This is a genomic window from Mycobacteroides salmoniphilum (assembly GCF_004924335.1).
GTDB classification, from domain to species: domain Bacteria; phylum Actinomycetota; class Actinomycetes; order Mycobacteriales; family Mycobacteriaceae; genus Mycobacterium; species Mycobacterium salmoniphilum.
The window spans coordinates 1,642,025-1,665,715 of record NZ_CP024633.1 but is presented as its reverse complement, the minus strand read 5'-3'; the positions used below and the strand labels follow the sequence as shown (position 1 = coordinate 1,665,715).

25 protein-coding genes and 1 tRNA gene are annotated in these 23,691 nt (G+C 64.7%); 15 read left to right on the top strand and 11 right to left on the bottom strand.

Annotated elements, in window-relative coordinates; translation table 11 throughout:
- Positions 1-121: 121 nt before the first annotated feature.
- Positions 122-664 carry a hypothetical protein gene (locus DSM43276_RS08280; protein ID WP_078329317.1) on the bottom strand — a complete coding sequence of 181 codons (543 nt, stop codon included), beginning with the start codon at positions 662-664 and terminating at the stop codon, positions 122-124.
- Between the two features lie 223 nt (positions 665-887).
- Between DSM43276_RS08280 and DSM43276_RS08275 the strand changes: the two genes are divergently transcribed.
- Both DSM43276_RS08275 and DSM43276_RS08270 read left to right on the top strand, forming a co-directional pair.
- The gene (locus tag DSM43276_RS08275) at positions 888-1,439 is read left to right on the top strand and encodes a hypothetical protein (RefSeq protein ID WP_078329318.1); all 552 of its coding nucleotides are present in this window, start codon (positions 888-890) and stop codon (positions 1,437-1,439) included.
- A gap of 166 nt (positions 1,440-1,605) precedes the next feature.
- Positions 1,606-1,833 (top strand): hypothetical protein, encoded by a 228-nt coding sequence (locus DSM43276_RS08270; protein ID WP_078329319.1) that lies wholly within the window; start codon positions 1,606-1,608, stop codon positions 1,831-1,833.
- A 49-nt stretch (positions 1,834-1,882) separates the two neighbouring features.
- Here the strand turns inward: DSM43276_RS08270 and DSM43276_RS23985 are convergent, their stop codons facing one another.
- From DSM43276_RS23985 to DSM43276_RS08240, 6 genes are all read right to left on the bottom strand, one after another.
- Entirely contained in the window at positions 1,883-2,446 is a 564-nt protein-coding gene (locus DSM43276_RS23985) for a DUF6636 domain-containing protein (protein WP_337678159.1), read from the bottom strand.
- Positions 2,447-2,504: 58 nt separating this feature from the next.
- Positions 2,505-3,341 (bottom strand): hypothetical protein, encoded by an 837-nt coding sequence (locus DSM43276_RS08260; protein ID WP_136629009.1) that lies wholly within the window; start codon positions 3,339-3,341, stop codon positions 2,505-2,507.
- An 877-nt stretch (positions 3,342-4,218) separates the two neighbouring features.
- Positions 4,219-4,293 (bottom strand) — tRNA-Val (locus tag DSM43276_RS08255).
- Between the two features lie 31 nt (positions 4,294-4,324).
- Positions 4,325-4,786: a peroxiredoxin gene (locus tag DSM43276_RS08250; RefSeq protein ID WP_078291349.1), complete on the bottom strand. Its 462-nt coding sequence runs from the start codon at positions 4,784-4,786 to the stop codon at positions 4,325-4,327.
- Positions 4,786-5,211 carry a DUF3052 domain-containing protein gene (locus DSM43276_RS08245; RefSeq protein ID WP_078327527.1) on the bottom strand — a complete coding sequence of 142 codons (426 nt, stop codon included), beginning with the start codon at positions 5,209-5,211 and terminating at the stop codon, positions 4,786-4,788. The genes DSM43276_RS08250 and DSM43276_RS08245 overlap by 1 nt, the downstream gene beginning before the upstream one ends.
- Before the next feature lie 91 nt (positions 5,212-5,302).
- On the bottom strand, positions 5,303-5,860 hold the full coding sequence (locus tag DSM43276_RS08240; protein ID WP_078329322.1) for a hypothetical protein: 558 nt from the start codon (positions 5,858-5,860) through the stop codon (positions 5,303-5,305).
- 140 nt (positions 5,861-6,000) lie between these two features.
- Here DSM43276_RS08240 and aceE point away from each other — a divergent pair, with 140 nt between their 5' ends.
- The 11 genes from aceE to DSM43276_RS08185 all read left to right on the top strand — a co-directional run bounded on the left by aceE (position 6,001) and on the right by DSM43276_RS08185 (position 17,308).
- Positions 6,001-8,790: a pyruvate dehydrogenase (acetyl-transferring), homodimeric type gene (aceE, locus tag DSM43276_RS08235; RefSeq protein WP_078327529.1), complete on the top strand. Its 2,790-nt coding sequence runs from the start codon at positions 6,001-6,003 to the stop codon at positions 8,788-8,790.
- A gap of 146 nt (positions 8,791-8,936) precedes the next feature.
- On the top strand, positions 8,937-9,389 hold the full coding sequence (locus DSM43276_RS08230) for a DM13 domain-containing protein (RefSeq protein WP_078329323.1): 453 nt from the start codon (positions 8,937-8,939) through the stop codon (positions 9,387-9,389).
- Complete coding sequence (locus DSM43276_RS08225) at positions 9,386-9,868, top strand: DoxX family membrane protein (RefSeq protein WP_078329324.1); 483 nt, start codon at positions 9,386-9,388, stop codon at positions 9,866-9,868. Before DSM43276_RS08230 ends, DSM43276_RS08225 begins: the two co-directional genes overlap by 4 nt.
- Positions 9,858-10,487, top strand: coding sequence for a TetR/AcrR family transcriptional regulator (locus tag DSM43276_RS08220; protein WP_078329325.1), 630 nt, complete (start codon positions 9,858-9,860; stop codon positions 10,485-10,487). The genes DSM43276_RS08225 and DSM43276_RS08220 overlap by 11 nt, the downstream gene beginning before the upstream one ends.
- A 56-nt stretch (positions 10,488-10,543) precedes the next feature.
- The gene (locus DSM43276_RS08215; RefSeq protein ID WP_078329326.1) at positions 10,544-11,824 is read left to right on the top strand and encodes a PucR family transcriptional regulator; all 1,281 of its coding nucleotides are present in this window, start codon (positions 10,544-10,546) and stop codon (positions 11,822-11,824) included.
- A 159-nt stretch (positions 11,825-11,983) separates the two neighbouring features.
- Positions 11,984-12,892 carry an ACP S-malonyltransferase gene (locus DSM43276_RS08210; RefSeq protein WP_078329327.1) on the top strand — a complete coding sequence of 303 codons (909 nt, stop codon included), beginning with the start codon at positions 11,984-11,986 and terminating at the stop codon, positions 12,890-12,892.
- Between the two features lie 126 nt (positions 12,893-13,018).
- Complete coding sequence (gene acpM / locus DSM43276_RS08205; protein ID WP_030095371.1) at positions 13,019-13,318, top strand: meromycolate extension acyl carrier protein AcpM; 300 nt, start codon at positions 13,019-13,021, stop codon at positions 13,316-13,318.
- Between the two features lie 5 nt (positions 13,319-13,323).
- The gene (gene kasA, locus DSM43276_RS08200) at positions 13,324-14,577 is read left to right on the top strand and encodes a 3-oxoacyl-ACP synthase KasA (RefSeq protein ID WP_078291330.1); all 1,254 of its coding nucleotides are present in this window, start codon (positions 13,324-13,326) and stop codon (positions 14,575-14,577) included.
- An 18-nt stretch (positions 14,578-14,595) separates the two neighbouring features.
- Entirely contained in the window at positions 14,596-16,017 is a 1,422-nt protein-coding gene (locus tag DSM43276_RS08195) for an acyl-CoA carboxylase subunit beta (RefSeq protein WP_136629008.1), read from the top strand.
- Complete coding sequence (locus DSM43276_RS08190) at positions 16,014-16,847, top strand: alpha/beta fold hydrolase (RefSeq protein ID WP_109556015.1); 834 nt, start codon at positions 16,014-16,016, stop codon at positions 16,845-16,847. The genes DSM43276_RS08195 and DSM43276_RS08190 overlap by 4 nt, the downstream gene beginning before the upstream one ends.
- A gap of 59 nt (positions 16,848-16,906) precedes the next feature.
- Entirely contained in the window at positions 16,907-17,308 is a 402-nt protein-coding gene (locus tag DSM43276_RS08185) for a DoxX family protein (protein ID WP_078327536.1), read from the top strand.
- Between the two features lie 4 nt (positions 17,309-17,312).
- Here the strand turns inward: DSM43276_RS08185 and DSM43276_RS08180 are convergent, their stop codons facing one another.
- Both DSM43276_RS08180 and DSM43276_RS08175 read right to left on the bottom strand, forming a co-directional pair.
- The gene (locus DSM43276_RS08180) at positions 17,313-17,846 is read right to left on the bottom strand and encodes a DUF3145 domain-containing protein (RefSeq protein WP_078313780.1); all 534 of its coding nucleotides are present in this window, start codon (positions 17,844-17,846) and stop codon (positions 17,313-17,315) included.
- A 181-nt stretch (positions 17,847-18,027) separates the two neighbouring features.
- Positions 18,028-18,846, bottom strand: a complete 819-nt coding sequence (locus DSM43276_RS08175) for a serine hydrolase domain-containing protein (RefSeq protein ID WP_078329070.1) — start codon at positions 18,844-18,846, stop codon at positions 18,028-18,030.
- A 24-nt stretch (positions 18,847-18,870) separates the two neighbouring features.
- On the opposite strand from DSM43276_RS08175, the gene DSM43276_RS08170 reads away from it, so the two are divergent.
- Complete coding sequence (locus DSM43276_RS08170) at positions 18,871-19,959, top strand: S-(hydroxymethyl)mycothiol dehydrogenase (protein WP_078329069.1); 1,089 nt, start codon at positions 18,871-18,873, stop codon at positions 19,957-19,959.
- Between the two features lie 6 nt (positions 19,960-19,965).
- Here DSM43276_RS08170 and DSM43276_RS08165 read toward each other — a convergent pair whose 3' ends face one another.
- Positions 19,966-21,030, bottom strand: a complete 1,065-nt coding sequence (locus DSM43276_RS08165) for a GGDEF domain-containing protein (RefSeq protein ID WP_078329068.1) — start codon at positions 21,028-21,030, stop codon at positions 19,966-19,968.
- Positions 21,031-21,106: 76 nt separating this feature from the next.
- Between DSM43276_RS08165 and DSM43276_RS08160 the strand changes: the two genes are divergently transcribed.
- A complete protein-coding gene (locus tag DSM43276_RS08160; RefSeq protein WP_078329074.1) occupies positions 21,107-22,480 on the top strand; it encodes a styrene monooxygenase/indole monooxygenase family protein in 1,374 nt (457 codons plus the stop codon).
- Here the strand turns inward: DSM43276_RS08160 and DSM43276_RS08155 are convergent.
- Positions 22,477-23,685 carry a lipid-transfer protein gene (locus DSM43276_RS08155; RefSeq protein ID WP_078329067.1) on the bottom strand — a complete coding sequence of 403 codons (1,209 nt, stop codon included), beginning with the start codon at positions 23,683-23,685 and terminating at the stop codon, positions 22,477-22,479. The two genes, DSM43276_RS08160 and DSM43276_RS08155, sit on opposite strands and share 4 nt — an antisense overlap.
- Positions 23,686-23,691 lie beyond the last annotated feature (6 nt).

The window sequence follows — 23,691 nt, the reverse complement described above, 5'->3', positions numbered from 1 at the left end:
AGCTCCAGAACCAACAACTATAGCGATGTCCAGCAACCTCATAATGCCGGGTCCCGCACCCGCGATCCGGGCCGCCGACTCCTGTCCAAAAGCTCGGTAGGTGCCCGAAATGCTGCGGCGTTTAGTCTGTGTCGTAGCAGAGCCAATGCGGCATGACTTCGCGACCGGCGTACTTCTTGCGCTCCGGTTCCGGCAGCCCCGGCGGCACGTACAGCAGCCCGTCCCAGCTGCCCCCGAACACGACCAGCACCGTGCCGTCCCTGTGCCCATAGATACTGGCCGCGTACGTACCCAGCCAACGATGCTGTGTTTCACCCGGGCCCGGTGGATGCTCAGCCACAGCCAGTATCTCGGGCCTGGCTTGGGCCCAACGTATTTTCTGCAGAACCCCCGTGCCGATCACGATCACCGACGAACCCACCAGCAATGCGATCACAACCAGCGGTACCGCCACATGCCGCTCGCGCAAGGCAGTGATACCGAAATACACTGCGGCAATTAATAATAGCGGGGGTCCAGCCAGGAATGCCAGCACCCCAAGCCAGCTCACGCGCTCAAACGGGCTGTCACACCACACCAGCGTCCAACACAGGAATCCCACCGCAATGACAAATCCCGCATCAACGATGCGCAGTATCCATGCGATGACAGGCCCGCTTTTCACGAGCCCACGATAGCGCCGAAGTCATGCAGGCCCTCGCAATCCGCCCCGACTGTCAGTTATCCTCGTATTCGTTCTGAACAGGTGCAATGCAATCGGGGGTTACAGGATGCAAGACGACAATCCTGACGGTGCTTCGCCCACGCAACCCGGCGCGTATCCCTGGGGCCCGCCACCACCGCCTCCGCAGTGGCCGGCACCTGCTCCCGCTGCACCGCACCGGCAGATGCCGCGCTATTGGTACGCCATCGGCGCGGCACTGATAGCGACCGGCCTGATCGGTGGCATTAGCCTATTCGTCGCAGGGCTGGTCTACGCCCTCAAAGGACCCACCAGCCAGTTCAACGCAAACGGCTCTGCCACTGCACAATTCGCATCAGGCGACTCGATGATCATCTACGTCGCCGATGTCGAACCCGTACCGAAGCTGACCCAAAACACACGCTGCGTGGCCCGCGACGAGAACAACAACGACGCCACCGTCAGCCGCTACAACGGCTCCATGAGTATCAACCAATGGCATGCCCTCTACGTGGTGAGCGCCCACCAGGCAGGCACCTACACCGTTAGCTGCGCCGGGTACTCAGACATCACCTACGGACTTGGGCCCCGCGCAGGCAACGGCGCCATCACAGCGGCTTTCGCGGGCCCCATCGGCGGCATCACGCTCGTCGGAGCGGGAACCATCGTGGTCGCCATCACCGCGTCACGGCGACGCAAACCACCACCGCAGCACCCGTACGGGAATCCGTACCCGTACCTGCCTGGGCCCAGATAGCCCGGCCATGGCTGGCAAACATTCCGAAGACAGCAGGCGGCGTCCGTTCCTGTCGAAGAACCCTTACGCGGACTGGCGCCTTGTGATCGCAGTACCTATGTGCACACTCTTTCTGGCAATCGCACCCACCACGTACCTCCACCCAGCGACTTGCGATCACAAACCCATGAGCCAGTGGGATCGCTGCAACCACTACGGAAGAACCAAAGAACAACTGCTCACTGGTTCCCCGGATCACATGCCCAGCAGCGGATACGACATACATCGTCAGAGCACCTACAACCGGATCATGGCTGTGGCGGCAACGGCTTTGGGTATCGCCGGATGGGCAATCGCCATCGCCTGGGCCCGACGCGAATACATCCGCCGCAAGGCCCGGACCCACGCAGGCTAGCGGGCGATAGCCGTTCTCGCTGTTCAAGCAGTGGACGAATTTGGCCTTGTCAACGCAGGAATTCGTAGGATTGCCGTGCGAGTCGGAACCCGCGGCCGGTGGTGGTGTCGACACAGGTGATGCCGTCGACTCGGCTCGAGCATTGGAATGGGCCCACCTTCGTGTCGTCGCCGTACTTCAGCACGAACAAGTTCTCGCCACCTGCCCAGTCTGAGATGCAATGGAATGCAGGGTTCTCGCCGATAGTCATCGTTACACTTCGCCCCCAGACGCCATGACAATCTGTGGACGGCCTTGGCGGCGGGGTGAATCCGGCCTCATTGAGGTCGCACCGCACGGAAGGCTTTGGCCATTCGTTGTCGATAATGCAGGAGATATTGCCCGACGGCGTGGCGAAGTGCCTGACGCCATAAGTATCGGCCAGCGCTGGCGGTGCGCAAACCCCAAAACACCCCAACGCTGTCACGAAAGCCGCGATGAAGCCAAATGACTGCGACCATAGCGGCACCGGAAGTACCCCGGTTAGTCCGAGCGCCCAACGCTGGGGCCTGGTTGCCACCAGATGGAGCGAGACCTCCCGAACGCGGAAGGCCGCGCGAAACGCGTCAATCATCCTATGCAGTAATGAGACTCGCGTAGTCATGATAATCCGATCCATTTGAGGCAGGTGCCTACTTTTTCGCGTAATAGTCGCCCAACGCGGCGCACAGATGCTGTCCGGCGGTAGCCGGATCGATCCCATGAGCCTTCAGCCGCTCATCACCAGCTGCCAACGTCTTGGGCGGGCGGCCCTCACGGCTCAACGCACATTTGGTGTTGCCGGTCACTATCCACGAGTGAGTCACATACGGGTCATCGAAACTTGCCACCGCGACCTCAAGGGCGCCGGCTTGCACCAGCCGATCATCAACGAACTCGTAGAGCGACACCACACCAGAAGCGGCGCTCGAATGCGCATACTGCGCGAAAAAACCGTCAGAGGTACGCCAAAATTTCAAAAACCCGAACGTCTCCCCGGCACGTACGAACTGGGTCGAATCCCCCGTTGCTCGCCAGATTGCCAAGTTCTCGCCACCTGTGCCGCCGCAGCCAGTGATGGTCAGCAGCTCGTCTCGACCATCACCATCAAGGTCACGCAAGAAGAACCCATTGCCGCATGGCCTGGATGCCGGTTCGGCAATCACCTGCTGCTCTCGCCCGCTCGGCGATATCACACGGACATCGACCTCATACCCCATTGGATCGCCAAAACGTTGTGCCCCAGTATTTTTCTGGATCGTCCGTCCTTGGAAAAACAGCCCCACACGGTCGCTGGATGTCAACTGGCAATCCTTCTGATCGCCCTCATCCCAGGTGCTGATCCGATCACATGACGGCAACGGGTCAGCCTCCGCTGGCGGCGCATCTGTGTGACATCCAATGACAGTCGCCGCTGCGATCACCGCAGCTGCCTGAACACCCCGCCAGCGGCGCTGGCAGCTGGACCCGTCAGCCATGGCGACGATCATACGACCAAAGTATTTGCTGCTAGCTAACCGCCCATGTCACCAGGCGAACATCGCGGCCCCCGGTGGCACCGAGTGGAAAGGTGCGGCCAAGGACGCCGCGTGGGATCGGGTGACCGCCGATCTGTCGGTGGTGCGCAGGCAAAGCGAAGCGCTCCGGAAGGCTGCCGACACCGCAACCAGGGGCGCCGAGGACGTTCGAGGTGCACAACGCAAAGCCCTGAGTCCATCGCTGATGCGGAGGGCAAGGGCTTCACTGTGGCCGATGACCTGTCTATCACCGACGCCAGCTCGTCATCGGGCGAGGATGCACAGGCCAGCGCGCGAAGGCCGCCAAGGAGCATGCCGCGTTCATCCGCTGGCGCGCAGGTGCCCTGGTCGCAGCCGATACGAAAGTGGGCGAAGATCTGGCCACCAAAGCCACTGAGTTAGAAGGTATTAAGCTCGACACCCGGGCCGCGACGGCACGGTGCACATGCTTGATGACGGCGATCGCAAGTCACCCAGGATGACGCCAAGGACCGGCTGGACAAGGAGAAGAAGGACCTCTCCGGGCCGCGCACCGATCCCCCCGAGCCCGGTACGGTGCCAAGGATGCCAAGGATGCCAAGGATGCCAAGATCGAGGGCGGCACTCCTGGACCGGATCCATACCCAGGTGGTCTTGGGTCGGCTGCATTCGCCTAACCCTTCCAAAGACTGAGTGGTTGAGCGTATCTATCGCGCGGGACAAATTGACCTCACCGCGCCGAATGTTTGAAGCGCCTACATCTACAGCGCCTACCCCGCGCGGATCACACGCGATTGGCAACTTGCCCCTCTATCGGGCACCAGACCCGACCCGCGACGACCGCCCAATATAGGGCTGGCCTGCACAATGTTGGTGGGCGCGGAGGGTTTCGAACCCCCGACCGCTGGTGTGTAAAACCAGAGCTCTACCACTGAGCTACACGCCCGGTCCACGTCGTCACCGACGTGGGAATCAGCTCACGAATGTAGCGCGGCGAGCGCTTCTACCCAACCTCCCTGGTCACGGGCTTGCCCGGGATCCAGCATCTCGGCGAATCGGATGATTCCGTCGGCGTCCACCACGAAAGTTCCGCGGTTCGGATAGCCGGCCTTCTCGTTGAGCACCCCGTACGCCTCGGCAACAGCCCCGTGCGGCCAGAAGTCGGACAGGATCGGGAAGGTGAAGCCGCTGTAGCTCGACCAGATCTTGTGGATCGGCCCGGCACTCACCGACAGCCCGATGATCTGCACGTCGTCGTTCTCGAAGTCCCCGATGTGGTCGCGCACATGGTCCAGCTCGCCCTGACAGACTCCGGTGAACGCCAGCGGGAAGAACACCAGCAGCGCGGCCTTCTTGCCGCGGAAATCGCTCAGGCTGACGAGCTGGTTGTTCTGGTTACGCAGGGTGAAATCGGGCGCGACGGTGCCCACGGGCAGCATTAGCGCCGCCCGCCGCGTGAGGTCTTGGGCTGCACCAAACGCGTCGCGCTCCAGTCCCCCAGGTTGACCGACGAGGTCTGCACCAGGCCCGCGGTCGGCGCCGATTCGGCGATTTCCGAGGGTTGCACATGGCCCGGCAAGCCGGTCTTGGGTGTCAACACCCAGATCACGCCGTCCTCAGCAAGTGGAGTGATGGCGTCCATCAACGCGTCGACCAGGTCGCCGTCGTCATCGCGCCACCACAGTAAGACCACATCGACGACGTCGTCGGAGCTCTCGTCGAGAAGCTCCGAACCGCACGCGTCCTCGACATCGGCCCGGATATTGTCGTCCGTGTCCTCATCCCAGCCCAGCTCCTGCACAAGCTGATCTCGCTGGACGCCCAGCTTGTGGGCGTAGTTCGAGGCGTCAGCCGCCGCGACCACCGTTCGGCCCCTCCTTGTTCACAGATGCGTGCTTTCGCACTTGGGATGAATGCTCACATCGTCGCATGCCACCGGCAATCCTCGTCAGGCACTATCGACCTTTTGTCTGGAGAAGCGGCTCGCAGATCTTCCCCGCACGCTCCCGCGCATCGTTGAAAGTACGGACCACCGAGTTGAGAGTGCTGCCACTCAGCCGATTATCGAACGCCCCGGCCAGTTTTCGCGACTGCTCGGCGTACTGCGTGAACGCGTCGCGCAGCTCGTCGGTCTGAGCGCTCGCCTTGGCGGAGTCGATTTGCCCGGCGCTGGTGTTGAGGGCATTGACGACCGGCCCCACCTTGGACTCCGCGCTCGACCCGTAACCGCCCTCGTCGTTCATCACGGAGATCAGGTCATTACCGGCGGAAACGGCCGCGTTCGATGTCATCGCGAAGGTCTCACACGCATCGGCTATCGCCTGCGCCCGGGACGTCTCCTGGCGCTTGGACTCCTCGGTGCGCGACGTCTCGAGGGACTGTGAGACGTACGTGCGGTATTCCGACACCGATTCACTGGGCGCCGACGCCCGCCCTCCGGTGGTCACGGTGCAACCCGCCACCGCCGCGGCACAGATGGCCGCCAGCGCGATGAACAGCGCCGCAATACGCATCTCATGACGGTACCCGCTGTGGCAGCTCCAGACCTGGTGACTGGACCAGACTCGCTAGTAGCAAGTGACTTGCGGCACGATGGAGGTACCGATCTGATTGTGACTGAGATCTGCACCCCCACCCCTAAGGAGCAGAAAAGTTGACCACGGAGTTCGCTCGCCAAGACCTGGCCGGAAATTCAAGCGCCGCAAATCAATCCGAGCGCGTTCGGGTGATCCGCGAAGGTGTCGCGTCGTATCTGCCCGATATCGACCCCGACGAGACGGGCGAGTGGCTGGAATCGTTTGACGGCCTGCTGGCCCGGTCGGGTCCGGCCCGCGCGCGGTACCTGATGCTGCGGCTGCTGGAACGAGCGAATGCCGGCCGGGTGGCCATCCCGGCACTGACCTCCACCGACTACGTGAACACCATCGCCACCGAGAATGAGCCGTGGTTCCCCGGCGATGAAGACACCGAACGCCGTTTCCGCGCCTGGATCCGCTGGAACGCCGCGATCATGGTGCACCGCGCGCAGCGGCCAGGGGTCGGTGTGGGCGGCCATATTTCGACATACGCCTCGTCGGCGGCCCTCTACGAGGTCGGGTTCAACCACTTCTTCCGCGGCAATGCCCATCCGGGCGGCGGCGACCAGGTGTTCATCCAGGGCCACGCCTCCCCCGGCATCTACGCCCGCGCCTTCCTGGAAGGCCGGTTGACCACCGATCAGCTTGACGGGTTCCGACAGGAAAAGAGCCACCCCGGCGGTGGCTTGCCCTCCTACCCACACCCGCGGCTCATGCCCGATTTCTGGCAATTCCCAACGGTTTCCATGGGCCTGGGGCCGATGAACGCGATCATGCAGGCGCGGTTCAACCACTACCTACGCGACCGTGGCATCAAGGACACCTCCGATCAGCGGGTCTGGGCGTTCCTCGGCGACGGCGAGATGGACGAGCCAGAATCGCGCGGCCTGGCACATATCGCGGCGACGGAGGGCCTGGACAACCTGACGTTCGTCGTCAACTGCAACCTGCAGCGTCTGGACGGCCCGGTGCGCGGCAACGGCAAGATCATCCAGGAGCTAGAGTCCTTCTTCCGTGGCGCCGGCTGGAACGTCATCAAGGTGGTGTGGGGTCGCGAATGGGATGCCCTGCTGCACGCCGACCGTGACGGCGCGCTGGTCAATCTGATGAACACCACGGCCGACGGCGACTACCAGACCTACAAGGCCAACGACGGCGCGTACGTCCGCGAGCACTTCTTCGGGCGCGATCCGCGCACCAAGGAGCTGGTGAAAAACCTTACCGACGACCAGGTCTGGAACCTCAAGCGCGGTGGCCACGACTACCGCAAGGTGTATGCCGCCTACCGGGCCGCCACCGAGCACAAGGGCCAGCCCACGGTCATCCTGGCCAAGACCATCAAGGGCTACACGCTCGGCAAGCATTTCGAGGGTCGCAATGCCACCCACCAGATGAAGAAGCTGACGCTGGACGACCTCAAGGACTTCCGCGACAAGCAGCGCATCCCGATCTCCGACGCCCAGCTCGAGGAGAATCCGTACCTGCCGCCGTACTACCACCCCGGCCCGGAGGCGCCCGAAGTCCGCTACATGCTCGACCGGCGCCGTGCGCTGGGCGGATTCGTGCCCGCGCGGCGCACCAAGTCGCGCCCGCTCACCCTGCCGAGCCCGGAGACCTACGCCCCGCTGAAGAAGGGCTCGGGCAAGCAGGAGATCGCCACCACCATGGCCTTGGTGCGTACGTTCAAGGAACTGTTGCGCGACAAGAACATTGGCAACCGCATCGTCCCGATCATCCCCGACGAGGCGCGCACCTTCGGCATGGACTCATGGTTCCCGTCGCTGAAGATCTACAACCGCAACGGCCAGCTGTACACCTCGGTGGATGCCGAACTGATGTTGGCGTATAAGGAGAGCGCGCAGGGCCAGATCCTGCACGAGGGCATCAACGAGGCCGGGTCCACCGCCACGTTCACCGCGGTGGGCACGGCGTACTCGACCCACGACGAGCCGATGATCCCGCTGTACATCTTCTATTCGATGTTCGGGTTCCAGCGCACCGGTGACGGCCTGTGGGCCGCCGCCGACCAGATGGCCCGCGGGTTCGTCCTGGGCGCCACGGCCGGCCGCACCACGCTGACCGGCGAGGGTCTGCAGCACGCCGACGGCCACTCGCTGCTGCTGGCCAGCACCAACCCCGCTGTGGTGGCTTACGATCCGGCGTTCGCCTACGAGATCGCCCATATCGTCGAACACGGCCTGCAGCGGATGTACGGCGAGAACAGCGAGAACGTGTACTTCTACATCACGCTGTACAACGAGCCGTACGTGCAGCCGGTAGAGCCGGAGAACGTCGATGTTGAGGGCATTCTGCGCGGCATCTACAAGTTCCGAGCGGCACCCGAGGCGCGCAAGCATCAGGCACAGATCCTGGCCTCCGGGGTATCGCTGCCGGATGCACTGCGAGCGGCCGATCTGCTGGCCGAGCACTGGGATGTGGCCGCCGATGTGTGGTCGGTGACGTCCTGGGGTGAGCTCAACCGTGACGGCCTCGCCATCGATCACCAGGCGCTGCGCCACCCGGACCGCCCCAAGGTTGTTCCGTACGTGACGCAGGCACTGGAGAGCGCACAGGGACCCAAGGTGGCCTTCTCGGACTGGATGCGCGCGGTACCCGAGCAGATCCGGCCCTGGGTGCCCGGCACCTACCGGACACTCGGCACCGACGGATTCGGCATCTCCGACACCCGACCCGCCGCGCGCCGGTACTTCAACACCGACGCCGAGTCGGTCGTGGTCGCGGTCCTGGAGGCACTGGCCCAGGAAGGCAGCGTGGGGGCCGATGTCGCCATCCGTGCGGCTGCCCAGTACAAGATCGATGACGTGGCGGCCGCCGACGTGTCGTTCAAGGACACCGGCAGCGCATAACCCCTCTGGCGCGAGCAGACATGTACTGCACATAAATCGCAGATCGTCAGTGCAGTGCGTGTCTGCTCGCGTTTTCTCGTCGACATCAATTGTACCGATCGGTACAATCGAGATCGCTCGCTCACACCCTCGGAAAGGAATCCCCCATGCGGTTCACAGTTCTCACTGGCACAGCACTTCTGGGCATCGGCTTAGCCGTTGCCGCGTGTAACGCGCCCTCTCGCGACACTCAACCGAGCATGCAGTCACCGCAGGCAATGTCGTCACAGCCCATGACATCGCCGGCCACGGCCGGTGCAACACGGACGGGTTCGTTCACCGGCCTCAACGACAAGCACGTCTCGGGAACCGTCACGATCGCCGACGGGAAGGTCATCTTGTCGGGATTCTCTTCAGACAAGGGCCCCGACCTGCACATCCATCTCACCAAGGGGTCCGACCAGAGCGCTGTGGGCACAGGGAAACAGCTCGGCGCGGTCGCCTCCGACACGGCCTCGCAGACATTCGACCTCAGCGGCACCGACACCTCGATGTACGACACCGTCCTCATCAACTGCGATAAGGCCAAAGAGGCCTTCGGCGCGGCGGCCTTGATGTGAGAACCCCCGCACGATGGATCGCCCTTGCCGCGCCGATCGCCCTCGGCGTGGCAAGGGTGGCGCTGGGCGCACTGTGGCTACACGAGGGCCTTTTCAAGTACAGCGCAGGCTTCGGCAGGGTCGACATCCTGCTCATCGCGCACAGCGCCCGGTCCAACTCCCGCATACCGGACTACTTCACGGCAGTCTCGGATAACACCCTGTACGCGTGGCCGGGCCTTTTCGGTGTCGCCATCCCCCTGTTGGAGACGGCACTCGGGGCAATCCTGATCCTGGGGCTGTTTCCCCGACCCGCGGCCATGATTTCGCTGTTGACGCTCGTGACCTACTGGACCTCAGACCAACTGATCAGCCAATATCCGGTGATGGCGGCGCTGTCGGCGCTGATCATCGCGTTTCCGGCGGCAAGCGGTCACTACTCCATACGGCCACTCAGACGCGCCAAGGTCAGAGCTAATGTTGTTCGGGATGGTAGGTAAGTCGTCACCCCAAAGCGCCGCCAAGCTGCCCGCGACCGCGCACGGACGCCGCACCCGGGCGGCCATCGTCGATGCGGCCGCCCAGATGATGTACCAAAAGGGCGTCACCGCAACCAGTCTCGACGACATCCTGGCCGCCTCCCATACCGGCAAGTCGCAGCTGTACCACTATTTCAAGGACAAGTCCGACTTGGTGAAGGCCGTCCTCGAACGTCAGACCGAGCTCGTCCTGCAGGCACAGCCGACACTCGCCCAGATCGACTCGATGGAGGGTGTTGAGCAGTGGGCCCAGGCGATCTTGACCATGCACGAAGTGCCCGATGGCCCGTTCGGGTGCCCGTTGGGCAGCATGGCCGCCGAACTCAAGAACGATCCGGCGTATCAGCCCGCGCTCGCCGCCGCGTTTCACCAATGGCAGTCATTGCTTGCCGACGGTTTAACCCGGATGCAGGATCGCGGCGACCTTGACCGCACCGAAGATCCCCAGCGGCTGGCCGCGACAATCCTTGCCACCCTGCAGGGCGGCATGTTGATGGGGCGGGCGACCATGGACATCACCGTCCTGCGCGACAGCCTCGAGCTGGCCATCGAAGGTATTCGGCGCAAACTGCGCACCTGACCCAAAAGTGCAGACATTTAGCGGTTCCCACCAGGAATCCGGGGTACCTTTTAGGGATGGCCGACAATTCGGTGAGCGCGCTGCGTGGGTTTCGCGCCGCCCGGCCCCCGCGGGAGCGGGCCGAGGTGCCCGAGGCGCTACTGCACCGGATCAAGCAGTTTTCCGGACGCCTCTCCACCGAGGCCGTACACGTCATGGAGGACCGGCTGCCGTTCTTCGCCGACCTGGAGGCCTCACAACGCTCCAGCGTGGCGCTGGTGGTCCAGACGGCGATCAACAATTTCGTCGAGTGGATCCGCGACCCCGAGGGCACTGTCGGCTTCACCATGCAGGCCTTTGAGGTGGTACCCCAGGACCTCGCCAAACGCATCGCGTTGCGCCATTCCGTCGACATGGTGCGCACCGCGATGGAGTTTTTCGAAGAGGTGCTGCCCCTGCTCGCCCGCAACGACGAGCAGCTGGTGACGCTCACCGAGGGCATCCTGCGCTACAGCCGTGACCTTGCCTTCGGAGCTGCCAGCGCCTACGCCGAGGCGGCGGAAACCCGGGGCGCCTGGGACTCCCGGCTGGAAGCGACGGTGGTCGACGCGGTGGTGCGCGGCGACACCGGACCGGACATGCTCTCGCGCGCGGCGGCCCTGAACTGGGACACCACCGCGCCGGCGACCGTCATCGTCGGCACCCCCCGGCCAGAAAACATCGCGACATCGACAACGCTGGTGCACGAGGTGGCACAGCGCCACGGGCGTGGAGCACTCGCCGTCATCCAGGGCACCCGGCTGCTGACCATCGTGTCGGGCACGTTCACCACACACGACAAGTTCCTGGCAGACCTGATCAAGGTCTTCTCCGACGGTCCGGTCGTCGTGGGCCCCACCTCCGGAACGCTGAGCGCGTCGCACAACAGCGCCGTGGAGGCACTTTCGGGTATGGACGCGGTATCGGGGTGGCGCGGCGCCCCTCGTCCGGTGTCATCGCGCGAGCTGCTGCCCGAACGTGCGCTCCTGGGCGATAAGGCGGCCATCGCGTCCCTCAACACCGAAGTGATGCGCCCACTCGCCGATGCCGGCCCGGCGCTCACCGAAACCCTGGACGCTTACTTAGATTCCGGGGGCGCCATCGAGGCGTGCGCGCGCGCACTGTTTGTTCACCCGAATACCGTCCGTTATCGACTCAAGCGAATCACCGATTTCACCGGAAGAGACCCAACGTCCCCGCGTGATGCCTATGTCTTGCGAGTCGCGGCAACCGTCGGCAGACTGGCCCAGGACCACGCGGATGTTTTCACTCCTGAACCAGGAATCACGCCAGTCACAATCAACGTCATCAAGGCTTAGAACGGTTACTGACCGGTCACCTGCGAGGTCCCACATTGCGAGACGGTATAGATCGGGTCGCAATGGATGCCTTTTTGTAGACTTCCCACAAATACTTAAGACAAGATTCATTTTCTCTTACACGGCGCAAACCACCCTTCACAGTGTTCTCTTAAACACGTGATCGCGCTGCTTGCTCCCGGACAGGGATCCCAGACTCCCGGCATGCTGACCCCGTGGCTCGAATTGCCCGGTGCCACCGACCAGGTTGAGCAGTGGTCGAAGGTCAGCGGACTCGATCTGGTGCGCCTGGGAACCACAGCCACCGCCGAGGAGATCACCGATACCTCCATCACCCAGCCGCTGGTGGTCGCCCTGACCCTGCTGGCCTACGACGAGCTGACCAAGCGTGGCCACCTCAACGCCAAGACCACCGTGGTCGCCGGCCACTCCGTCGGTGAGATCGCCGCCTACGCCATCGCCGGGGTCATTTCCGCCGACGACGCCGTCGCTCTTGCCGCCACCCGCGGCGCTGAGATGGCCAAGGCGTGCGCGCTGGACCCGACCGGCATGGCCGCCGTGCTGGGTGGCGACGAGGCCGAGGTGCTCGAGCGCCTGGAGGCCCTCGAACTGATCCCCGCCAACCGCAACGCCGTCGGACAGATTGTCGCCGCCGGACGCATCACGGCCCTGGAGAAGCTGGCCGAGGATCCCCCGGCCAAGGCGCGTGTCCGCCAGCTCGCCACCGCCGGCGCCTTCCACACCCACTTCATGGCTCCCGCGCAGGAGGCCTACGCCGCCGCGGCCGCCGCGATCGCCCCGGCCGAACCGGTCACCACCTTGCTGTCCAACTTCGACGGCACTCCCGTCGCCTCCGGCGCCGATGCCATGGACAAGCTCATCAACCAGCTCACCTCGCCGGTGCGCTGGGACCTGTGCACCGAGTACTTCAAGACGGCGGACGTACAGGCCGTCGTCGAACTGCCGCCCTCGGGTGCGTTGTCCGGCATCGCCAAGCGTGAGATGCGTGGCGTCACCAATCACGCACTGAAAGCCCTCGAAGACCTCGACGCCCTGGCCGAGCTGTAAGCGGCCAACCACCAAAAAGTAGTACCCCCGGATGAGTGGGCAGAGCCGCCCGCTCATCCAGTTTCAAATATCAGAGTTCACCCCAGGGCTGCGCCTGCAGTCCATAACACCGAAGGGAGCCACCGAGTGGCCACCGCAGAAGAAAAAGATCGCATCGTCGCCGGTCTCGCCGAGATCATCGAAGAGGTCACCGGTATCGAGCCCTCCGAGGTCACCCTCGAGAAGTCGTTCGTCGACGACCTGGACATCGACTCGCTGTCGATGGTTGAGATCGCCGTTCAGACCGAGGACAAGTACGGCGTGAAGATCCCCGATGAGGATCTGGCCGGTCTGCGGACCGTTGGCGATGTCGTCAACTACATCGAGAAGCTCGAGCAGGAAAACCCCGAGGCCGCAGCCAACATCCGCGCGCAGCTGGAGGGCTAGGACCAGTGACAACCCCTTCCACTGCAAACGGTGGCTTCCCCAATGTCGTTGTGACGGCTCTCGCCGCAACGACCTCTATCGCGCCTGACATCGAGGGCACGTGGAAGGGACTCATCGCCGGGGAAAGCGGTATCGAGGTTCTCGAGGACGAATTCGTCGAGAAGTTCGGTCTGCCCGTGTGGATCGGTGGGCACCTCAAGGAGCCCATCGATACCCACATGACCCGGCTGGAGCTTCGCCGGATGGCCTACGTGCAGCGCATGGCGCTGCTCGTAGGCCGTCAGGTGTGGCAGAACGCCGGCACGCCCGATGACATCGACAAGGACCGCCTCGCGGTCGTCATCGGTACCGGGCTCGGCGGTGGCGAGCGCATCGTCGAAACCTACGACACCATGAATGAACATGGCATTCGCAAGGTTTCGCCGCTCGCCGTACAGATGTGTATGCCCAACGGTGCCGCCGCAGTGGTGGGCCTGGAGATCGGCGCCCGCGCGGGCGTCATCACGCCGGTGTCGGCGTGTTCCTCCGGCTCGGAAGCCATCGCACACGCATGGCGCCAGATCGTGATGGGCGATGCCGACATGGTCGTCTGCGGTGGCGTGGAGGGCATGATCGAGGCCCTGCCGATTGCCGCGTTCTCCATGATGCGTGCCATGTCGACACGAAATGACGAGCCGGAGAAGGCTTCTCGCCCGTTCGACAAGGACCGCGACGGATTCGTGTTCGGCGAAGCCGGTGCGCTCATGGTCATCGAGACCGAGGAGCACGCCAAGGCTCGCGGCGCGCAGATCCTGGCCCGCGTGATGGGCGCAGGCATCACCTCCGACGCGTACCACATGGTGGCCCCGGGCCCCGACGGTGTGCGCGCCGGTGCGGCGATGACCCGTGCGATTCAGACAGCAGGCTTGTCCCCCAAGGACATTGACCACATCAACGCGCACGGCACGGCCACCCCGATCGGCGATATCGCCGAGGCCAACGCCATCCATGTCGCCGGTGTGCAGCACGCCGCGGTCTACGCGCCCAAGTCGGCACTGGGTCACTCGATTGGCGCCGTCGGCGCCCTGGAATCGGTGCTCACCGTGCTCGCGCTGCGCGACGGCGTTATCCCGCCGACGCTCAATCTTGACAACCTTGATCCCGAAATCGACCTGGATGTCGTTGCGGGCGAGCCACGACACGGGGATTTTAAATACGCAATCAATAACTCGTTCGGATTCGGCGGGCACAACGTTGCGCTTGCCTTTGGCAAGTATTAAGCACCAGAGAGGCTCAAGATGACGATCCTGGCTCCCGAGGCCATCGACGAATCGCTCGATCCGCGTGATCCGTTGCTGCGTCTGAACATGTTCTTCGATGACGGCACGGTGGAGTTGCTGCATGAGCGTGATCGCTCGGGTGTGCTGGCCGCCGCTGGCACGGTCAACGGAGTCAGGACCATCGCCTTTTGCACCGATGGCACCGTCATGGGCGGAGCCATGGGTATCGAGGGCTGCCGGCACATCGTGAACGCCTACGACACCGCCATCGAGGAGCAAAGCCCCATCGTGGGGATCTGGCACTCCGGCGGTGCCCGCCTGGCCGAAGGGGTCTCGGCCCTGCACGCGGTCGGGCTGGTCTTTGAGGCCATGATCCGGGCCTCCGGTTACATCCCGCAGATCTCGATCGTGGTCGGATTCGCCGCTGGCGGTGCCGCCTACGGCCCCGCCCTGACCGACGTCATCATCATGGCCCCCCAAAGCCGCGTGTTCGTCACCGGCCCGGACGTGGTGCGCTCGGTGACCGGCGAAGACGTCGACATGGCCACCCTGGGCGGCCCCGAAGCCCACCACAAAAAATCCGGGGTCTGCCACATCGTGGCCGACGACGAACTGGACTCCTACGCCCGCGGGCGCAAACTGATCGGCTTCTTTTGCCAGCAAGGCGTTTTCGATCGCGGCCGCGCCGAATCCGATCACACCGACCTACGCGCACTGCTGCCCGCATCAGCCAAACGCGCCTACGACGTACACCCCATCGTCAACGCCCTGCTCGACGCCGATGACCCGTTCGAAGAGTTCCAAGGCAAATGGGCCCCCTCCATGGTCATCGGCCTGGGCCGCCTGGCCGGACGCAGCGTCGGAGTCCTGGCCAACAACCCACTGCGCCTGGGCGGCTGCCTGAACTCCGAAAGCGCCGAAAAAGCAGCACGTTTCGTACGCCTATGCAACGCCTTCGGCATCCCACTGATCGTGCTCGTGGACGTACCCGGCTACCTACCCGGCGTCGGCCAGGAATGGGGCGGAGTCGTGCGCCGCGGCGCCAAACTGCTGCACGCCTTCGGTGAAGCCACCGTGCCCCGCGTCACCCTGGTGACCCGCAAAATCTATGGCGGGGCCTACATCGCCATGAACTCACGCTCACTAGGGGCCACCAAAGTCTTCGCCTGGCCCGACGCCGAAGTCGCCGTCATGGGCGCCAAAGCCGCCGTCGGCATCCTGCACAAAAAACAACTCGCCGCCGCCCCCGCAGACGAACGCGAAGCCCTCCACGAAGAACTCGCCCTCGAACACGAACGCATCGCCGGCGGCGTGGACCGCGCCATCGAAATCGGCGTCGTCGACGAAGAAATCGAACCCTCACAAACCCGCGCCGTCCTCACCCGCGCACTCGCCGAAGCGCCGTCGCGGCGCGGCCGGCACAAGAACATCCCGCTGTGACGGTCGGCACCACACTCACCGTCGACGGACACCGGCTGGCTTATCGCCAGTTCGGTTCCGGGGACCGTGTTGTGGTGCTGTCACACGCCTTCCTCACCTCGCATTATTTGGAGCACGCCTGGGCCAAGGAGTTGGCCGAGCGCGGCTTTCGGGTGATCTGCCTGGATCTACTCGGCACTACCGCCGACGAGCACCCGCTGGAGCCCGACCGCTACAACTCGCAGGCGCTGGGGCGCCAGCTCATTGGCGCGCTGGATGCCCTCGGCATCGAACGCGCGGTGCTCGGCGGCACCTCCATCGGCGCGAACATCTCGGTGGAGGCGGCGGCATGGGCACCCGAGCGGGTGGCCGGCCTGCTGCTGGAGGGGCCATTCCTGGAGCGGGGTATCGGCGCCGCCGGTTACCTGTGGTCTGCCGGGCTCACCCTCTTCACCCTTGGGCGGCCGCTGGTGTGGCTGGTCGGCGCGGTGGCCCGATCCTTCCCCGAAACTGAACAACCCACCCTCGGCTTGCTGCGCGAATTCCTGACGGCTCCCCCGTCACGTTCCGCGGCATTCATGAAGGGCATGCTGGTGGGCCGGATGGCACCGCCACGCGCGGTGCGCCGGGCCGTGATTGCGCCGACGATGATTCTCGCGCTCACCGCGGACCCGCTACATCCGGCGGCCGACGCACACAACCTCGCCATCGATATCGTTGGTGCGCAAGTAGTTTCGGCCGGAACGTTGGCCACCTTGCGGTTCTGGCCGCGCCGGGTGACACCCGCGATCGTGAGTTTCCTGGTGGAGACGTTCGGCATCGACGTCACCGCTCGACAAGCCGATGCCTAGCCACCTCCCTACTGTTAGAGTGACGTTTCATTCACATAATCGACAAGGGAGTCTGGGGAATGGCACTGCGGCGTAAGAAGGCACTCAAGTTGCTTGTCGACGGTCAGCCGACCGCGACGCTCGTCACGACCAAGGTCGGCCCAAGCCTGTTCCAGCGGCTGTCGGCGCTCATCCAGACTCTGGTTCGCCTCGGTGTTCGCCTTACCGGTATCGGATTCCGGGCGGGCGGCGCGGGCCTGGCCGCCACCGGCGTTGCGCATTTCGTCGCGCCCCAGCCGTTCGAGTCCATCTCCAAGGTCGCCTTCCCGGAGGACACCCGCCGCTGGGTCTACCAGAACGGCGTCACCGAGCTGTTGCTCGGACTCGCACTGGCGTTCCGGCGTACCCGCATCGTGGGTAGCCTTGGCGGCCTTGCCTACATCGGTTTCCTGGTGAGCCGGCTGGTCGCCAACAAGAGCTGAGGCTCTATCCGACTCCGCGGAGCCAGGTGACCTCGGCGCCGTCGCCGCCGCTGCGGTACGGCTCCAGGGCGTCATCCCACGCGCTGCCCAGCATGGTGTCGAGTTCGGCGGTGATGCTGCCGGGATCGGCATCCATCAGACCGCGCAACCGCATCTCGCTGACCATGATGTCGCCGTTGGCACTCGTGCTGCCGCTCCACATGCCGAGCTGCGGAACGTGGCTGAAGCGCTGGCCGTCCACGCCGTCACTGGCATCCTCGGTGACTTCGAAACGAAGCACCGGCCACGAGCGCAGGGCGTTGGCCAGGCGCGCACCGGTACCCACCGGGCCCACCCAGTTGGTGACGGCGCGCAGCTGCCCCGGCATGGCGGGTTGCGCCTGCCAGCGCAGCTTCACCGCGTCAGCGGTGCGACCGGACGTGATCGCCGACAGAGTCGACGACAAGGCCCACTCGACGTGCGGGCACACTGCGGCCGGTGAGGCATGGACATACACCACGCCGGTTGTCGAGTCGGCGAACTGAGGCGACGCGTGCATTCGTAGTGCTCCTTTGTCTTCGACGAGGACGTCTTCCCCAACGGCTCGCGAAGCTTCTAGAGCGTGTTACTGAATTACACCTATGTGCCTTGTGACACCATTGTGCCTTCTGATGCGCGTGTTGCGCCAGTCCTAGGGGCCAATTTGAGGTAACGGCTTCCTGAGAGTTTGTGGGGAGCCCTTATCCGAACTCGGCCAGCACGGCATCGGACAGCTGCGGCCACACCTGATTGGCCCAGCCGTCGAAGGATCTGTCCGTGAGCACGACGAGCGCCAGGTCGACGCTCGGGTCCACCCAGAGGAAGGTGCCCGCCTGCCCGAAGTGGCCATAGGTGGCCGGTGAGTTCTCGCTGCCGGTCCAGTGCGGGAGCTTGGTGCCCTTGATCTCGAAACCCAGCCCCCAGTCGTTGGGGCGTTGCACGCCATACCCGGGCAGCACTCCGTCCAGCCCCGGAAACACGACGTTCGTCGCACGATGATGTGTCTCGGCCGTGACAAGACGCGGCCGCAACAGGTCACCGGCGAAGGCCGCGAGGTCCACGACCGTGGAGGCTCCCCCATACCCGGCGGTGTCTGCCCCGCCAGGTAACACCGTGTCCCCCATACCCAGCGGCTCCAACACGGCCTCGCGCAGATACGTACCGAACTCGATGGTGGCCCCGGCGGCCACGGCATGCGCCAGCACCGCGAATCCGTAGTTCGAATAGACGCGACGCGTGCCCGGCTTGGCGATGATGGCGTCAGAGAGCAGCGACAGCCCCGAAGCATGTGCGAGCAAGTGCTCGACGGTCGAGCCGGGAGGCCCAGCCGGGGTGGCGAGATCGACGGCCCCCTCTTCGAGCGCCACCTGTGCGGCCCGGGCGACGAGAGGCTTGGTCACCGACGCGAGGGCGAATTGGTGCGTCACCGGGCCAATGCGGGCTCTGATCCCCTCCGGCCCCACCACCGCGGCGGAAACGGCGGGCACCGGCCAATCGGCGACGAGATCGAGGGCACTCACAGGGATGACGATAGTGTCTGGCGCATGGCTCAAACGGTGCGCGGTGTGATCGCTCGGTCGGTGAAGGCTCCCGTGGAATTGGTGGACATTGTGGTTCCCGATCCGGGCCCGGGTGAGGTTGTGGTGAAGGTGCAGGCGTGCGGGGTGTGCCACACCGATCTGACCTACCGCGAGGGCGGGATCAACGACGAATTCCCGTTCCTGCTCGGCCATGAGGCCGCCGGAATCGTGGAGACCGTCGGCGACGGCGTGACCACCGTGGCGCCGGGCGATTTCGTGATCCTGAACTGGCGCGCGGTGTGCGGGGTGTGCCGGGCCTGCAAGCGTGGGCGTCCGCAGTACTGCTTCGACACTTTCAACGCGACGCAGAAGATGACGCTCACCGATGGCACCGAGCTGACTCCGGCCCTGGGGATCGGCGCGTTCATCGAAAAAACACTGGTACACGCCGGGCAGTGCACCAAGGTCGACCCCTCGGCCGATCCGGCCGTGGTCGGCCTGTTGGGGTGCGGGGTGATGGCCGGCCTAGGAGCGGCCGTGAACACCGGCAACGTGGGTCGCGATGACACCGTGGCCGTGATCGGTTGCGGCGGAGTCGGCGACGCCGCCATCGCCGGCGCCAAACTCGCCGGGGCCCGCACCATCATCGCCATCGACACCGACGACAAAAAACTGGCCTGGGCCAAGGACTTCGGTGCCACGCACACCATCAACGCCCGCGAGGTCGACGATGTGATCACCGCGGTGCAGGACCTCACCGACGAGTTCGGTGCCGATGTCGTCATCGATGCGGTCGGGCGCCCGGAAACCTGGAAGCAGGCCTTCTACGCCCGCGATCTGGCCGGCACCGTGGTGCTCGTCGGAGTCCCCACCCCCGACATGAAACTTGAGATGCCGCTGATCGACTTCTTCTCCCGCGGCGGATCGTTGAAGTCTTCCTGGTACGGCGACTGCCTGCCCGAACGCGACTTCCCCACTCTGGTCAGCCTCTACCAACAAGGCCGCCTGCCACTGGATCGCTTCGTCACCGAACGCATCGGCATCGACAACATCGAAGAAGCCTTCGACAAGATGCACCACGGACAGGTACTGCGCTCCGTCGTGGTGCTGTAGCCGCACTCAGTGTTGGGGATCAAGCATCCCGCGAGAGCTTTTGACCTTGTACAACTCGTAATCCGCCTGTTGGACAAGCGAATCCAAGTCGACTTTGCCGCCGGTTTGAGACTGCCAGGCGGCGCCGACGCTGACGCTCCACGTGTCAATCCCCGCGCGCGGAGTGCTGACACGGCGAATGGTGGTGTCGATGTTCTCGGCACGGCCGGGAAATGCCACCACCAAGAACTCGTCGCCACCGATGCGCGCGGCGATCTCGCCGACCCGTGTACTCGCGGTGAGCATGGCGGCCACCGCTTTCAACATCGCATCGCCCGCACCGTGACCGCGGGTGTCGTTGAGTTCTTTGAGCCCGTTCACATCCATCAAGACCACCACGACGTCGACGGCGTCGATGCGACCCCGGTGCAGCAGGTCAATCGCCGTCGTCACGCCGCGACGGTTCAACAGGCCCGTCAGCGGATCTCTGTTTGCCGAGACCGCCGCTGCCAGGATCGAGTCCCGACCTCCTTCCAGAACCAGCTGGATGATGGCTGGCATCAGCACCACCGCGGCGAGCGTAGGTGCTCCGTAGGTGAACTGCGCGGACCACGTCGCTCCGTCGACCATGACGTTCATCGCCACCAGCGCGCCGAACAACGCCACGGCGAACCCACAGTGGATCACCAAGGCGCGTCTACCCAGGAAAAAGGTGGGAAGAAGGCCCACCAGGCCCAGGTATGCGACCGCGCAGATCCTGGCCGTCGGGTCGGAAAACGTGGCGGCCGCTATCGCCAGAGTCACGTCTGCCCACGCCACGAACGCCACCATGCCGCGCCGGCTCGGCCAGGGAAACAAGATCCAGCACATGCCGACGATCACCGCTATCGCGGCCGCGATGGCCTGGATCGTGCGAGGCCACAGCCCCTGCGGTCCCAGCGGGTTGAACTGGGTGGCTCCCGCCAGAATCACAATCGAGAAGCACAAGAGCCCGATGCCCACCTTGAGCTGCCTCAACTGCCCGGCACCGCGAAGCGCATCGGTAACCAGAAGGTACTGAAACCCTGGCTCTAGCTGCTGCCGATTTTGCACACCCGATTATGGCCCTTGCAATCACCATGAGCAGGTGCCTTTCGCGCACAAGGTCGCACGGCCGATAGTGGCGGGCATGACGACACCACACGGGCGCAGGGCGGCGATCATCGGCGCGGGACAGACCGGCGCCACGGCCGCACTGGGACTGCTGGACAAAGGTTTTGACGTCACAATCTATAGCGACCGCGATCAGAGAAGTTTGCGGGAAGATGTGCCCGCGACCGGCACCGCGCTGATCTTCGGGGAAGCGCAGCGTGCCGAGGCGAGCCTGGAGCTGACCAACTACCTGGAGCCGGGCCCCACCTCCACAGGGCTCAGCGTGCGCCTGGTCGACGGCAACGAGCCCGGCCGCCCCGAGGTCATCGCCTTCGACGCCGACTTCGACCGCGGCACCCGAGGGGTCGCCGTCGACACCCGGCTCAAGGCCGATGATCGCCTCACCCAGTTCCAGGAACGCGGTGGGCGTTTCGTCGTGGAACAGGTGGATCCAGAAAAGCTTGACTCGATCGCTGCCGGCCACGACCTGACCTTGGTGGCGACCGGGCGCGGCGGGCTGTCCTCGCTGTTCCCGGTGGATGCCTCCCGCACGGTGTACGACCACCCACAACGGCGGCTGCTGATGCTGACGGTCGCGGGCCTGGGGCACGGGCCCGATGTCTTCGCCCACCGGGGACCGGCCGGCGGGCGCCACAGCGCGTTCTCCTTCATTACCGATCAGGGCGAGGCGTGGTGGGGTCCGTACCTGCACAAGGACGCCGGACCGTCCTGGTCGTTCCTGACCTGGGCCAAACCCGGTAGCGACTGGGAACGGCGGTACGCCGCCGTCGACAGCGCCGCCTCCGCGTTGGAAGCCGTCACCGATGTGCATCGCGAGTACATCGACTGGGATCTGCCGGAAGTGTTGTCGCTCAACGTCATCGAGGATGACCCGCATTCGTGGATCACCGGTGCGGTCACCCAGCTGGTGCGGCACGGCGTGGGGCACACCGCCGGCGGACATCCCGTGGCGGCACTCGGTGACAGTGCGGTGGCCTATGACCCGATCGCCGGGCAGGGCGCGCAGGGCGGCCTGGTCCAGGCCGCAGCACTGGTCCACAAGGCCGCCGCGCATGACGGACCCTTCGACACCGCCTGGCTCTCTGCCGCTTTCGAGGAGTTTTACGACCGGCGGGCACGCGCCGCGCAGCTGGTCACGAGGCTCTACCTCGGTGATGACGAGCTGCACGACTACGGCGACCTATTCTTCGCGGCGGGTCACGTCCACGAGGGATTCGCATCCAAACTGTTCAGCCTGCTCGACGATCCGAAGCCCTTCGAGAGGGTCACCTCGATCGAGACGGCCAAGGAGCTCATCACCGAGTGGGCGGGGGAACCCGCCGACGCCATCCTGGAGCGGTTCTCCCCCGCCGGCCGGTTCGCCCGGTCCGGGCTGGTGCGCGCCGCCTAGCGCTGAGCCGGGCGGTACGCCGTGACGACCACCGAACCGCCGAGCCCGATGTTGTGCTGCAAGGCCACGCTGTCCTTGGTGGCCGCGCTCGCGACCTGACGCTTGTCGGCCTGCCCGCGCAGCTGCCAGTTCAGTTCGGCACACTGGGCCAGCCCGGTGGCGCCCAGCGGGTGTCCCTTGGAGATCAGGCCGCCCGACGGGTTGACCACCCATTTGCCACCAAAGGTGGTGTCCTGGTTGTCGATCAGCTTGCCTGCCTCGCCCTGCTCGCAGAAGCCGAGCGCCTCGTACACCAGGATCTCGTTGGCCGAGAAGCAGTCATGCAGCTCCACCACGTCGATGTCCTCGGGGCCGATCTGCGCCTGCTCGTACACGGCGGCGATCGCCGCCTTGTTCATGTGCGCGCCGACGATGCCCGCCGCGGTCCCGTCGAACGTGTCGGCCCGGTCGGTGACGGTGGCCTGCCCGACGATCTCGACGGCCTGATCGGCGAGTCCGTGCTTGTCGACGAACTCTTCACTGGCCACGATGGCCGCCGCCGACCCATCGGAGGTCGGTGAGCACTGCAGCTTGGTCAGCGGCGCCACGATGCTCCGTGACGACAGGATCTCTTCCAACGAGTATTCGTCCTGGAATTGGCTGTACGGGTTGTTCACCGAGTGCTTGTGGTTCTTGTAGCCGATCCACGCCAGCTGCTCGGCGGTCAGGCCGTACTCGCGCATGTACTCCTCGGCCGCGGCGGCGAACATCCATGCGGTCATGGGCATTTGCGGCGGCGTCAGTTCACCGAGCCGGTTGAGCTGCGGCATCAACGGCGACTCGCGGTCGGTGAACTTCATACTCAGCGAGCCGCGCTCCATCTTTTCGAACCCGGCGGCCATGACGACGTCGGACTGACCGCTGCGAATAGCGTTGGCCGCCAGGAACAGTGCGGTCGAGCCCGTCGAGCAGTTGCTGTTGACGTTGTAGATCGGGATGCCGGTGTGGCCCAGCTCGTAGAGCGCGCGATGCCCGGAACACGAATCCCCATAGACGTTTCCGATGAAGGCCTGCTCAATCTGTTCGTACCGGACCCCGGCGTCGTCGAGCGCCTTGGTTCCGCTCTCCTTGACCATCGCCGGGTAATCCCAGCCCTCGCGACTCCCCGGCTTCTCGAACTTCGTCATGCCGACGCCGACGACGAACGCCCTGTTCTGCTGCTTCATTGCCGC